General features: G+C 41.7%; 10 protein-coding genes and 2 pseudogenes. 3 read left to right on the top strand and 9 right to left on the bottom strand.

The genetic code is table 11. The features are described from left to right. Positions 1–12: 12 nt before the first annotated feature. Positions 13–285 (top strand): Precorrin-3B methylase, encoded by a 273-nt coding sequence (locus tag ACR5KR_RS02950; RefSeq protein ID WP_448265384.1) that lies wholly within the window; start codon positions 13–15, stop codon positions 283–285. A 6-nt stretch (positions 286–291) separates the two neighbouring features. Here the strand turns inward: ACR5KR_RS02950 and ACR5KR_RS02945 are convergent, their stop codons facing one another. After that, complete coding sequence (locus ACR5KR_RS02945; protein ID WP_448265383.1) at positions 292–753, bottom strand: DUF3592 domain-containing protein; 462 nt, start codon at positions 751–753, stop codon at positions 292–294. A gap of 205 nt (positions 754–958) precedes the next feature. Between ACR5KR_RS02945 and ACR5KR_RS02940 the strand changes: the two genes are divergently transcribed. Further along, complete coding sequence (locus ACR5KR_RS02940; RefSeq protein WP_448265382.1) at positions 959–3,214, top strand: glycoside hydrolase family 10 protein; 2,256 nt, start codon at positions 959–961, stop codon at positions 3,212–3,214. 175 nt (positions 3,215–3,389) lie between these two features. Here the strand turns inward: ACR5KR_RS02940 and ACR5KR_RS02935 are convergent, their stop codons facing one another. The 8 genes and pseudogenes from ACR5KR_RS02935 to ACR5KR_RS02900 form a co-directional block, all read right to left on the bottom strand. Further along, positions 3,390–4,034: a DUF938 domain-containing protein gene (locus ACR5KR_RS02935; RefSeq protein WP_448265380.1), complete on the bottom strand. Its 645-nt coding sequence runs from the start codon at positions 4,032–4,034 to the stop codon at positions 3,390–3,392. A gap of 12 nt (positions 4,035–4,046) precedes the next feature. Then, the gene (locus ACR5KR_RS02930) at positions 4,047–4,514 is read right to left on the bottom strand and encodes a hypothetical protein (protein ID WP_445627845.1); all 468 of its coding nucleotides are present in this window, start codon (positions 4,512–4,514) and stop codon (positions 4,047–4,049) included. Between the two features lie 103 nt (positions 4,515–4,617). Next, complete coding sequence (locus tag ACR5KR_RS02925) at positions 4,618–4,920, bottom strand: hypothetical protein (protein WP_448265378.1); 303 nt, start codon at positions 4,918–4,920, stop codon at positions 4,618–4,620. Positions 4,921–5,394: 474 nt separating this feature from the next. Then, positions 5,395–6,798, bottom strand: a complete 1,404-nt coding sequence (locus ACR5KR_RS02920; protein ID WP_448265377.1) for a glycoside hydrolase 100 family protein — start codon at positions 6,796–6,798, stop codon at positions 5,395–5,397. A gap of 610 nt (positions 6,799–7,408) precedes the next feature. Next, positions 7,409–7,678 (bottom strand): annotated as a pseudogene (locus ACR5KR_RS02915) (SDR family oxidoreductase); the annotation flags it as partial. Positions 7,679–8,082: 404 nt separating this feature from the next. Next, complete coding sequence (locus ACR5KR_RS02910) at positions 8,083–8,745, bottom strand: class I SAM-dependent methyltransferase (protein ID WP_448265376.1); 663 nt, start codon at positions 8,743–8,745, stop codon at positions 8,083–8,085. Between the two features lie 264 nt (positions 8,746–9,009). Next, positions 9,010–10,368, bottom strand: a pseudogene (locus tag ACR5KR_RS02905) (APC family permease). A 584-nt stretch (positions 10,369–10,952) separates the two neighbouring features. After that, positions 10,953–11,375 (bottom strand): hypothetical protein, encoded by a 423-nt coding sequence (locus ACR5KR_RS02900; protein WP_445627850.1) that lies wholly within the window; start codon positions 11,373–11,375, stop codon positions 10,953–10,955. Between the two features lie 405 nt (positions 11,376–11,780). Between ACR5KR_RS02900 and ACR5KR_RS02895 the strand changes: the two genes are divergently transcribed. Further along, positions 11,781–13,202 (top strand): WGR domain-containing protein, encoded by a 1,422-nt coding sequence (locus tag ACR5KR_RS02895; protein WP_448270073.1) that lies wholly within the window; start codon positions 11,781–11,783, stop codon positions 13,200–13,202. The last annotated feature ends 305 nt before the right edge of the window (positions 13,203–13,507 follow it).

The raw sequence follows: 13,507 nt of genomic DNA, 5'->3' as shown, positions 1-13,507 counted from the left end.
TCGCATTTGAGTATGACCAAGCAAGATACTCCGCTTACGGGAGAGGCGCTGATTAAAGAAGTCTGTCGGCGGATTCGAGTAGCCCGCAGCTATTGGGATGCTCACAACAATGCTGCTTGTCGGGGCGAACGCGATCGCGCCTTAGCCCTTTACAACACCCTGACTAAGGAACAAAAAGACCAGATTCCGCAAGTGTTGCGGGTGTGGTTGCGTTACCGCAGTGAGAAATATTTTGGCGCACACCGAACGCCGCCAAAGTCAGCACGAAAATCAAAATCTATCTAATTTAGATTACCCACCTGAAGACCAGCGTACAGGCAACAGTGCGCCGACGCTAAAAACCACAGCTAATCCACCGATACCAAACATTCCCCAAGGTACTAAACCTTCTAGCGGATTCACGACACGCGCAGTACTTATCGGTTCTTTAGGATTGTAACGTACCACTACCATCTGGCCGTTGCTGGAGCGGTAGGACTCATAACTGCCTGTAAAGCGAGTGCGTTTACCGTTGGCTAGAAACTCGATAACTGGCGCATAGGTTTCTTTTTGCTCACTGTTATTCGTACTGCTGCGATCGCGACGACTGATGCTGTCTACCACCGTACCACGTGTTTCGTTTAGCGTTGCACCTTCGTGCGCAATGATGTTACGTACCCAAAAACCGCCTCCAATAAACAGCAATCCAATCACCAGCCCAATACTTGCGCTTAGTTTGTCATCAAAAGTGTTCTGGTGAGGTTGGAAATTCATGGGTTTGACGATGGCACAACAATAAATTTCATCACAGCATCTCGATTACAGCTTACATTTGAAACATTTCTATTTGGCACCACTAACCTTATAACTGCGTCAAATATCTTGTAGCTAAATTACTGCATCAGTTTTCTGATGTAGTAATTTAACGTTTATATGGTATTAAATATAACCAATTAACCTCATTTAGTAAGCAAAAGTAATGACAACTCAGTTTTGGGAAAAAAGTAGAGAAATTAATGCAACTCTAACTAACTTACTATTTAAGCCTGTACACAGACGAATATTACTAGGTCTAAGCAAAGCGAGTCAACAGACATCGCCGTGGATTTTGAAAAAGCGTCTGCTGCCATTATTATGTCTGATATCATTCTTTCTAGTATTGCTACTAAACAGTTTTCCCCCTGCTGTTGCCCAACTACCTCCTCAACCTCGTCAAGAAATTCGGGGAGTGTGGCTAAGTGGTAACGATTTTAGCGTTTTTAGAAATCGTTCGCAGGTGCAAGCAGCCATGAGCCAACTGCGGCAGTTAAACTTTAATACTGTTTATCCCGTAGTCTGGAATGATGGTTATACACAATACCCCAGCGCCATCATGCAGAAAGAGGGGATACCCTTTTTCTTCAAGGGAATAGATGGACAAGATGTAATTGCAGACATTATTACTCAAGCGCGCAGACAAGGGTTACTAGCAATACCCTGGTTTGAATTTGGTTTTATGGTTCCTCTAACTTCGGAACTTGCATCGCAGCATCCAGATTGGCTAACCCAAAAAGGGGATGGGACTCAAACTTCAATTAGTGCTGCGGGTGAAGTAGCTTGGTTGAATCCTTTTCACCCGGAAGTGCAAAATTTTATCAGGGAACTTGTCGTGGAAGTGATTGCTAAATACGATGCTGATGGCGTTCAATTTGACGACCATACGAGTTTACCTGTGGATTTTGGTTACGATAAATACACGATAAGTCTATATACTCAAGAAACTGGCAATCCTCCTCCACCCAATCCCCAAGCCCAAGCATGGATAAAATGGCGGGCAGATAAAATTACTGCCTTTATGATAGACCTCTACCAAACCGTGAAAGCCAAAAAACCGAATGCTATTTTTTCAGTTGCTCCTAATTACTATAATTTTGCATATAAAATGCAACTGCAAGACTGGCTCAACTGGGTACGGTTTGGTATTGTCGATGAGTTAGTGATGCAGGTGTACCGTAATGATGTGGAAAGTTTTATCGCTCAAATTACCCGTCCAGAAATTTTAGAAACCCAACAAATTATTCCAACTGGTATCGGTATTATGGCGGGTTTACGAAATCGCCCAGTTGCTATCCCACAAATCCAATCCCAGGTAGAAGCAGTGCAACAACGCGGTTTAGGTATCGGCTTTTTCTACTACGAAAGCCTTTGGGATATTGCTCCTGAACCAGCAGAGCAACGCCAGTCGGCATTTGCGGCTCTTTTCCCAAATTCAGCGTTGCGCGATATCTCGCAAAATACACCCCGCCAGCCAACTTTTAACACCATAAGCTTACCTTTATATCCAAAACCTTCCCTTGGGCAACGTGTTCGCGGTTATTTTTTGGAAGTTGCGATCGCAAATGGTCAACCAAAACGTATTTTATTAGATACAGGGTCAGCAGGGCTAAGAGTTCCCAAAGAGTTTTTAGGTAATTCTCCGATCCAAAGAACAGGTCAAAATATCAAGGAAGTATTAAGTGATGGTACTATCCTGGAAGGAGAATTAGTTTATGCGAATGTCCGGTTTGGTTTGATTCCCACCGCCGAACCTGTTCCCGTACAGATTGTTAGTAGTCGCCAATGTAGCGCCGACAAACCTAAGTGTTCAGCAAACAGTGGTGTACCATTTTCGGGAATTATCGGTGTTAACTATTTTGAAAAATCACTTCCCTATAACCCGTTGAGAAAATTATCAGGCAATCTGAGTAACGGATTTATTGTCGTTGGCAATGGTGGTAGTAATAATAATGGCAGCCTAATTCTCGGTTTAACTGCCGAAAATCAAGCAGGTTTCAAAATGGCTTCTTGGAGTCAACAACCCGAAATTAATGGTGTACCCGGTAAAAGATGGGACTCTCGACTGAATAAAGTTTGTTTAACTGTTGCTGGGAGTTCTGCGAAAAATTTGTGTAATAGCAGAGCGATCGCTGATACTGGAACTATTAATGGTTTAACTGAATTCAAGTCAGCTTCGACAGCAGGTAAACTCAAACCCGGAGTATTAGGGTCAGCAAATGCTGTAAAAGTAGGAATTAATGGCATTTTTGATTACAGTTTGACACCAGGAACCCGTGACGGATTTAATCGCTGGAATTTGAGTATCTCGCCACAATCAGAACTGGCTATATTTGTAAATCCTGGAATTGCCTTGTTTGATAAATACGATGTACTCTTTGACCAAGTTAATGGTAAACAGGGTTTTCGTAGTCGGCGGTGAGAAGAAAGTAAAGACTTGCTTACTCAGATAGCGTTCAATTAACCCAGGATTTACACAAACATTACCGAAACCCAGATGTAGAGACGCGATTTATCGCGTCTTGAAAGACCAATTATTTACACCAATAACCTGTTAACCTAAGCGTATTGGCTTTTAGCACAGTAAAAGCCAATCACTAAGTAGAACGTTGAAATACTACTGAAAGATTATTAGCTGGCATTTGGTAAATCTGTTGCAATATCAGATTTTGTGCCCTAGCTACTGCTATGACATCATCCAAGTTACGCACACCCCACTCTGGGTTTTGAGTGCGTAAATATTCGTCAAAAGCTGCATTACTCGCAGCTGTATGTTCTCCACCTTGTTTAAAGGGTCCATATAAATAGAGAATACCTCCTGCTTTTAGGATACGACCTGCCCCTGCCATTAACCCCAGACAGGCTGACCAAGGTGAAATGTGAATCATATTGATGTTGACGATGGCGACAATTGGCTTTAGATTTAGCCAATCAAATCCACTATTTTCCACACCCCAAACTGGTTCTTTTACATCTAGTTCAAGCGGTGCATAAACGTTATCACATACATTGTGTTCAGTCCATGAAATAATGCTGGCTCTTGATTGTGGATTTATATCGGTTGGGAGCCACAGATAATCTTTGAGCCTGGATGCAAAAAAGACTGCGTGTTCACCAGTACCACTTGCTATTTCTAAAATAGTGCCGCTCTTTGGCAACACTTGTAAAAGTACTTCTAGAATTGGTTCGCGGTTACGCTCGGTTGCTGGTGCGTATTTTCGTGCGTCTTCAGAAGCTTTCATGAATTTGGCTCTCTAGCTCAAAAAAAATTTTCTAGAGATTGGATCTTGTTTGAGGGATTGCATAAAATCTCTCAAAGTCATCATGCTGCCTGTTAAGGTGAACTTAGGAGTGCCATTTTGAGCAACGATTCTCACTTCATTGTCTTGAATCTGAATCTTATTTTTAATAATATCCCATAGAGCATCGAAGCTCTCATCATCCTTACAACCATTGGCTTCCAGGAATTTTTGGCGTACTTCTGTTTTTAGTGCCAGTGCTTCTGCTGCTTGAGTACGTGCCTCAAAGTGCTTAACTACATCTTCATAGGCACTTTCTCGCAGAGTTTTGTTTTCAGCCAGAACTTCTTCTAACTGAGTTTTGATGGCTTTCAGTTGGGATGCTAAAGCAGCTGATTTTTGGTATTCAACTTTTAAGGCTTGCTTTGCATTAACTAACAAGGTTTTATAATCTAGCCGATCTTGATTTTTTTCGGATTGCATTTTTATCTCTCGATCGACGCATTTTCGGGGATCAACTCTCGTCAGTTATATAACAAAACTGGCGAGAGCTTAGTAAATATTGTCTGTGTTATCTGAGTTTCGGCTATTGCACCAATAATGGTGATTCAGAGTGAGCATTCTCTTGAATACTACTCAAACTAAAACTAATGTGAGAACGGATAGCTCGTTCATAAACACTAGTCTGCTGAGTGCGTACCCCTACAGCCTGATATATTAAGTTAACTTCCGGGAACTCAGACCAATACATCAAAAAAATATCTTTAGCTGGAGTAATAATTTCATAATTATTCTCTTGTCTTTTCTTTCTAAGTTTACAATTATTTAGTTGTAATTTTTGTCTGAATAGTTTTTCAAATTCTAGAATTAAATCTGAAGTAGTTTTCATGGTTAATACACGTTAAAACGTGCTAATTCTGCAAAGACTATCTGTTGATATTACTAAGTATGACACTTCAGATACCTCTTATAACTTAGTGTATCAGTTATCGGGTATTTGAGAAGGGTATTCAGAGGCAGGGTCATTCCTTGGCGTACTCCCTGATGGAGTAGACTGTGCGATCGCTGTCACCTTTTAATATTTTTATGGTACAAAAATACTATTTGATAACTTACGTCAGTATACCTAGTACAGTCGAAAGTTTGTCTACCTTTAACCAGTTGCTCAAAATAACTTGTCTGCCTATTGTCTGCCGAATTGAGATGGTAGCTGGATTTACACCAAGTTGTACTAGTTAGTAGAAACACCCTGTATAATTACACCACTAAATCATTTTTGGAGTCAAACTTTGCCAGGTATTGATTACCCAATACTGTTCGGTTCAGGTAAGAGACGCGATGAATCGCCGTCTCTACAATCTACCTACAGGCTACAGCCTGGGCCTTCAAGACCCTCTGCAAAACTGATTAATTCCAAGTACTCTGGATTTTCCACAAGCTTTTTAGCAGCTAGCAATCCGGCAATGCTCCAAGTTTGATAAATTCGGGCTTCTTTGCCAATTAAACGACCATTGTTGCCATCGTAGTATTCCGGGAATTTATCTCTAAATAAACGCTTTTCGGCAATAGCGATCGCTGCTTGAGCAAGTTCTGTGCGACCGGCTTTCAATGCCGCAGCGGTAAATAACCACAGTAAAACCGGCCAGTTACCGCCGTTGTGATAAGACCAAGCCCTGTTTTTAGAGTCACATCCTGTAACAATTCTCCACTCTAAACCTTCCATTGCGGGAAAGCAAATTTTAACAGGCATATAGCCGATTAAATCTTGCCAACGTTGGGCGAATAAATTCATAATGCTTTGGAATTCTTTAACGCTTGCTAAGGAAGTTAAAATTGCCATCAGATTTCCCAAAGCAAAAAAGCGAAAATCTATCCGTCCCGGCCCCAGATTTCCCGCTAAATATCCTCCAGTTTCGGGCAACCACTCGGTCAACCAATTCGGAATTGATTCTGAGTTGATGTTGAATTTATTAACAATTTCTTTACCAAATTCGTTATCTTTGTAACGATAAATTTCTCCCAATCGCTTTAGGTCTAGCCAATAATAGTTGCGGATATGATATTTCAAAGATCCCAATCGCCTATTGACTTTGCTAAGGTAGCTATCGCCATCCCCATCTGGTAAAAGCAATTCATTAGCAGCTCTTAAAGACGCGTAGAATAACACCTGAATTTCTAAAGGATGTTCGTAAACTCCCATGCGACGGTCAATCATAAACGCGCCATCGGGAACTAACATTGTTGGGTACATAGAAAACCGATGTACTAAGCAAAGATCCAAAATTAGTTTGATTCCGGCTTGAAAATTTGGCTGACGCGCTAGAGTTAAATCACCTGTAGCTTTTTCATAAGCTCGTAGCAGGAGAATCCACCACATACAAGAATCAATCGGGGGAACACGAGCGATCGCTTGCTCTCCAAAATCAGCGACCAAAAATTCCTCATTCCCTTTAGAATGAACCTTGAAACTGGCAGGCATTAATCCCGCTCCCGGTTCAAAGCAGTCCATTTGCTTTTCATGACTTTGTAATTTCAGTGTTTCTACTAAGAAGTTACGCACAATCTCTGCTTTGCCATGCATGAGAAACACCAAGGCAGAAGGGACAAAATCGCGGAGGAAGCACTGGTCATAATTGAGTGCATCTGACTCCGGATCGTGGGCGGCTACAGTACCAATCGGTTTTCCTTGGTAATAAATTACAGAATCTTCCAATAATTTCCAGGCTTCTGCTTCCATCTGACTGTTCTTATCGATCGCGCTAGTCATAGGCGTTGAATTCCACTAATGGTATGTATCGGCTTAATTGTGGAAAGTACGCCAGCTTAACCTCAAGCTGACCAAGAAGGGGGAAAGGGGAAAGGGGCAGGGGAAAGGATACAAGCCCCTGTTTTTAACGTGAGTCTCCAACGAAGGCGCGCCTACGGGAAGGGCGAAAGAAAACTGCGTTTTCTTAGGAGTTAGACAGACCTCTCCCGGACAGCCTCCCTCACCTTTTAGGTGAGGGAGGAGTAACGAGAAAAGAAAAGTTTTTGCTCCCCTCTCCTCGTAGGAGAGGGGGTGGGGCTTTCAAGGGCAGGCTTTTAGGCTTTCGATAAATAGTTGAGAATGTTCTCAATTATTGAACGTAGTTTTAAGTTCTCAGACAATGGTTTTGGTTTTAAAATCCCAAAAATTTGTCTAATCAAAAAAACCTGCCCCAGAAAGAGGGGGTGGGGGAGAGGTCAAAATAGCACTCGTCGAACTCACGTTGTTTTTAAACATGGAGCATATGTAAAGATGTATTTCGAGATACGTAGTACGAGAAATGCTACGTCCTTACTTCAAGCCCCTAACTTTAGTTATGGGGTTCCCTTTTCCCTTTCCCCTTTAACCTTTTCCCTGCCCGAAGGGCGTTGACACGAATACCTTGGCTTGCATATTCCAAAGCTAAAGTTTTGGTGAGGTTTTCCATGCTGCCTTTGCTAATGGAATAACTGATATACATCGGTCGCCCAATAATTTCGTGAACGCTAGAAATATAAACGATCGCTCCCCGATGATTAACAGACAGGAGGTATTTAATAGTTTCACGGACGCAGAGATAAGCACCCCGGAGATTGACTGCAATTACTCGGTCAAAGTCTGCTGTGATAACTTTGTGGGATGGACTATAGCTGATGTTCCACCTGTAATTAAAACATTCTTTCCTTTTAAGCCTATCATATTTCTTGCCTAAGCTGCCTTTACTCAAATTTGCACTCAGTCAAACAATTTTGGATTTTAGATTATTCTTTGGTTATTTAAAGCTGTTAATGTCAACCCCTATTGGAGGTAATTTAAAGTTAAAAAATGGGTATTTGATAATTTTGGATTTCTGAAAACAATTCTCAAAAATGAGGCTACAGATTCAAGAGATGGAAAATTATACCAATTCAATTAATGATTGCAATACGTACTTGGGTAAAGACGCGATGAATCGCGTCTCTACAAATGGTCTATTTGTCGTATTCTTTTTTCAAATTGGTATTAACTTGAATCTGACACCTTTTAATTACGAATTGCTATTAATCTCTATCGCAAATTCGCTGGCACTTGTTCAGGGACTACCCAATAGTAAACAGTTTTGCCCTCTACATTAAGAGTCTGGTCTGGTTTCCAATCGCCCATATCGAAGGCGTGGGAAACAATGCGAGTCCCAGGTTTAAGTTCTTTCAACAGCTTGGGACGGAGTTTGGCGTTGATCTCTGGCAGTAAATAAAGTGTAACTACTGTTGCTTGACTCAAATCAGTGTTAAACAAATCTTGTTGGACAAACTTGACGCGATCGCTTACTCCTGCCTTTTGGGCATTCGCATTAGCTTCTTTGATGCGATCGGGGTCAATATCTATACCGATGCCGCGCGTACCAAACTTTTGTGCCGCAGTATTGACAATTCTTCCATCACCACTACCAAGATCGTAAAGCACATCATTTTTACCCACTTTTGCCACTTGTAACATTGCATCTACCACTGGCTGTGGTGTAGGTACATAAGGAACATCTCCAGGACGTTCTTGGACTTGAGTTGTGGGAGTTGTCGCCGCTGGTGTTTCGGTTTCGGTCTGACCTGTTAAAGTAGAAGGCTGTTGTGTTCCGGCTTCCAAATCTTGTTGTTGCGGCGTACACCCAGCAATTCCTAAACTGGTAATACTAACGCTTGTAACCAGTAAAAACAGAATTTTTTTGAAGTCCATGAATTTTCTCCTTTGTTAATAGTTATTGAATATTGGGTATGGAGGCATTGGCCAAACAGGGCGTTAGGAGTGCTGTTAGCGTCAACGGGGCGTTTAGCCCGTGCGGAGTTAGGAGTTAAAAGTAGAGACGCGATTAATCGCGTCTGTACAAGAGTTAGGAGTTTTGTTTACCCTCCTTGTCCCTCTATCTCCCTCATCTCCCGGTTGGTGAGCGCAGTCGAACCACATCTCCCTGCTCCCCTGCCTCCCCTGCTTCCCCTGCCCTCACGTCCTACGTTGACGGTAGTTATTCCAGAACAACAGAGGAATACCTGCTGCCACGACTAAAACACCTGCGATCGCTCCTACACCTGTATAAACCAAGCTGGAGTACAGCAAGTAAGCGCAGACGGCGCAAAACAGTAATGGAGTGAAAGGATAAAATGGCACACGAAAAGGGCGAACTATGTGGGGTTCGCGGATGCGCAATACCAGCAGTGATACGCCGGAAAGCAAAAAGAAAAACCAAAAAATCGGGGCAGTGTAATCCACCATTGTTTCAAAGCCTTTGCGGGTGAGCGTGCCTAAAAAAACCAGTGCTAAGGCGATCGCTGCTTGCAAGAATAAGGCATAGGTAGGACTGCTTGGACGTTGTTGCCAGCGTCCCATAAAACTAAATAGCGAAAAATCCTGTCCCAGTGCGTAATTGGTACGCGCTCCAGTAAAGATTGTGGCGTTGGTTGCTCCCAAAGTCGCGATCGCAATCAGCACACTGATAAACAAAGCTCCCGGTGCGCCCCAAACAGAGCGCATTAAATCTGCGGCTACTGCTTCTGACTGTGCCATGTTTGCTAATCCCAGTCCCCGTAGGTAAGCCAGATTGATTAGCAGATAAATGGTTGTAATGATCCCAATACTCCACATTAGCGATCGCACGATATTACGTCGTCCATCTTGAATTTCTGCACAGATGTAAGCCGCCTCATTCCAACCACCATAAGATAGCAACACAAACACCATCGCTAGTCCCTAGGTTCCTGATGATGCAGATTCTACAGGAGTGGCAGAATTAGGAATGGCGGTAAGCCCAATAATGACTACCAGCAACAAACCTAGAACTTTCGCAGCACTCAGCAAGTTTTGTGTCCACTTACCCTGTTGCAAACCGACAATGTTCAAAGCAGTTAAAAATGCGATCGCTATGGCTGCATATATAGAAGACGAAAACGTGCCTAGCCGCCATATCTGAGAAATATAATCACCAAAAACAAATGCCAAAAGAGCAATGGAACCAGTTTGAATCACTGTCATCCGCGCCCACGCAAATAAAAAGGCGACTCTTTGCCCGAATGCACGTTTCAAATAATAGTAGGCACCACCAACGTCAGGATAGACAGTGGCCAATTCTGCATAGCATAGCGCTCCTACTAGAGACACTACACCACCCATTAGCCAAAAAAGCAGTACAGCAATATCGCTACCTGCTTGACTGGCTACTAGAGCCGGAGTTTCAAAAATCCCCGCTCCGATGACAATACCGACAATTAGAGCCACTGCGCCTAATAATGTCAGGGATGGTTTGGGTGTTGCTAGTTCAGTTGATGTTGTTTGATCGAGCAAATTGTAGTTTTTACGTCTACTCACATTATTTCCTTATTAGTGTTGAGTTGGGACTTTTGGCTTTGTTTTACAGTCTTTGTTCAACAGAGGAATCATCTATGTACTCCAGATTTGGGAACTCACGATTCAATAAGACCTTAAATCACTGTTTTAGCTGTACTTCTATGGTTAACAATAAATGTGACGAGAAAGTGACAGTCACCAGTGATACAGCATATTGCAAGTTATATTCATCTGGTAATATTCAGATTAACCTCCCTGCGTAGCTTGCCGCCGTAGGCATCGCTCTAAATTCTCTTGCTAGACAACATCATTTTGCAAATAGGGTAAAAAATCTGAATTGGTAAAACGTCTTCCACTAGTGAGATTTATACCCATCTAAAGAATGATTGACTGATAAGGGGTAATCGTGCTTTGTTTGATTAAAAAGCTGGTACTGCTATACGTAATTTTTATACCGCACAAGTTTCATTGATTGAAAATTGATACTTTATTTACGCCCTGCTGTACTCAAGACAGCGATCGCTCCATAGTTTCGCTTAAGTATGGATGCACATATGTGCGTTGTTAATTAATAAATAATATATCGGCTTCTTATCCCTAATTCTTTAGTATCTGCTACTGGGAAAAAGTAAAATGTCTATTATTTCACCTACTACCAAACCCAATACAGCTAGGACAGTTATAATCCAAAATGAATCTAGTTTATTGTAGCCAGAAAAGCGCATTTCTAAATCAGCTAAAAGCGTAGTGGCTAAGGGTATCATAAAGAGCCTTAATAATATCGACCAAGTTGCTACTAAAGCAATTGATATACTTAAAAACAAGATAACAACTAAAGTTTTCGAGCCAAACTCGACTAAACGCTCTAACCAAGAAAAACTTTTTCTGGCTACAGCTATAACCATAGCAACAACAAAAGCTCCTACTAACCAAATAATATGATTAGCAGCAAGATACCATCCCAGAAGAATGTAAGCCAATAAGAGGAATATTAAAGGCATTAAAGGAATCCTGTTAAAAAATTCCATATTTATACTGCCAAGGCTTAGAAAAATACCAGGTTAATCCCTTAATTCTATTCAAAAAATGTTACTACTAAAATTTGTAAATATACCAGCTTTGCTCAGGATATTTCTCTATCTATAGAGCCAATTGAAACAGATACTCTTTCGTCATGACAATAGACTTAGCTTGTGTAGCGTACCAATCCGACTTTCAAAAACCTTGTTAACTAAGTCGTGTCTGTAATTATACTAAAGTTTTGGTATTATAAATAACTTAAAAAACTTTATGAACTCGCGATCTAGATCACTGCTAAAAGCTCAAGATACTTCCCACAATAGATTGGGGCAAAGTATAATTCTGTAGCTAATTTGCATATCCCAAACTTGTCTGTATATTTAAACATTGGTATTGATTTGATGAGAGAAGTTATCCCAGAAGAAAAGACATATTTAGAGCTTTCCGAAGCTAGTGGAAGCTCTCACAAGTTTTATGAAGTGATAGTTCAAGATAACCAATTAACTATACGTTACGGTCGTATTGGCGACTGTGGGCAAACTCAAACAAAAGCTTATCCAACTTTTGAGAAAGCGAAAGCAGAGGCTAGTAAAAAAATTAAAGAAAAGCTCAAAAAAGGTTACGAGGTAGCTGTTATGGGTGTTCGCCAAAAGCGTCCTGTGACACGCCGCCAAGTCAGCAGCACTATTTCCACCGCAAAACAAGCTCCGATTATTTGGAAGTTTGCTTCATCTTCAGCTGCTTTTGGAATTTTCATTGATGCCAAACGTTGCTGGGTTGGAAATCAAGCAGGTCAAGTTTTTGCTTTGAATCATCAAGGTCAAGCGATCAATCGGTTTAAGCTTCCTGATGGCGTTAAATGTTTAGTTGCCGATGATATTTGGATTTATGCCGGTTGCGATGACGGCAATGTTTACGACCTGACCGGCAAGCTACCGCGTCTAAGCTATAAAATTGATGAAAATGTCGATATTTTTTGGTTAGATATCAAAGATGGATTGTTAGCCGTCTCTGATGCTAATGGTGGCGTAACGACAATCGATCATGATGATGAATCACAGTGGACTCGTCTAAGTCAAGGTGATTCCGGCTGGATGGTACGTTGTGACCAATCAGGGATTTATCACGGTCATAGCAAAGGCGTGACTATGTACGATCGCCTTGAAGGTAGGATGTTATGGCATCAAAAAACTCAAGGCAGCGTATTATTTGGTTGGCAAGAGGCATCAACAGTTTATGCCGGAACAAGCGACCATAAAGTTTACTGCTTTAATAAAAATGGGGAAGTTGGCTCCGTTTTTAAATGTGATGCGTCAGTTTACTCTTGCGCCACCGCACTTAACGGCAAGTATGTCTTCGCCGGAGATAATAGTTCTTCCATTTACTGCTTTGATGAGCTAGGAAATCGTCTTTGGAAGCTTTCTACAGGGTGTGGCTCGGCTTTATCTATGCAGTTTTTCAACAACCATATTTATATTGTTACAACAGATGGTTATTTGGCTTGCATTGATGCTAGTGAAACTGCGATTGGCTCTGCTCAAACAGGCACAGTTCCCGAAGCTGTAGTAATTAAAGCACCATTAGGTGAAGGAGCAGCACCCTCATCTGTTCTAGAAACTACTACAAATACAAGCTCTGGGGTTATTGTTGAATGCTTTCGAGAAGGAAGTAAATTGAGAGTTCGTGTTGTTTCTGAGGGTTACAACCACAACTGGAAAGTGCAGTTTCCCAAAGATATTCGTATTGAAGGTGCGCGTTACCTTGTTCAAGAAATACGTGAATCAGCCAGTGGCGGATTCTACCGTGCTTATGGTGATATTCAAAAATTAGTTTAACTAGTGGTACGCCAAGGCAACTTGGCTCTTTTAAGGGGAAGGTGGGGCCCCAAGAAGGGGATAAGGGGAAGGGGGAAGGGGGAAAGGGTTTAAATCTCTTACCATGAATTCCCTTTAACCTTTATCCAATCTCCACCTCAGATTTTTGGGTTGGCAGACTACTAGATAAAGCCTGAGCTTCAGCGCTAAAACCCTCGATATTTGAGACGATCGCAATCTCAAAAAGCGCCGACACTAAAGCATTCAGTCCCAGATTAAACCGTAAAGACTGCGATCGCCCTTGAGCAAATTGAAACTAAGAATGA

It is taken from the genome of Nostoc sp. DSM 114159, from assembly GCF_053470285.1.
This window is presented reverse-complemented; position numbering and strand designations above follow the sequence as displayed.